At 45.0% G+C, this 493-nt stretch carries 1 tRNA gene and 1 rRNA gene; both read right to left on the reverse strand.

The annotated features are described in order from the left end of the window. Positions 1–251: 251 nt before the first annotated feature. A tRNA-Ala gene (locus G9G57_RS25300) sits at positions 252–327 on the reverse strand. Positions 328–425: 98 nt separating this feature from the next. Beyond that, positions 426–493 (reverse strand): 16S ribosomal RNA (locus G9G57_RS25305); the annotation flags it as partial.

Consider the following 493-nt stretch of genomic DNA (forward strand, 5'->3'; position numbering starts at 1 on the left):
TTCGCCACGTCCTTCGTCGGCTCCTGGCGCCTAGGCATCCTCCGTGTGCTCTTTGTAGCTTAACCTAGTATCTACATTGTAAATACGATATGCTACCTTTATTTCACTTGTTTACACAAGATCAGCTTAAAGGAATATTCTAAAACGCAATTTCATTTCGGTATCCAGTTTTCAAGGTGCAAAGCTGTGTGATTATCAATCAACTCCTGAAGAGTTGATGATCTCCAAACGGTTATAGATGAAATTGTAATTGGTGGAGCCAAGCGGGATCGAACCGCTGACCTCCTGCGTGCAAGGCAGGCGCTCTCCCAGCTGAGCTATGCCCCCTCACAAGTTCCATCAAAACTGAACAAATGGAATGATGAATTATTGAAGCTTACGCTTCATATTTGAATGTTTCCATCGCAGGAAACGAATCTCCATAGAAAGGAGGTGATCCAGCCGCACCTTCCGATACGGCTACCTTGTTACGACTTCACCCCAATCATCTACC

The organism is Paenibacillus sp. EKM211P (assembly GCF_011066175.1).
GTDB lineage: Bacteria > Bacillota > Bacilli > Paenibacillales > Paenibacillaceae > Paenibacillus > Paenibacillus polymyxa.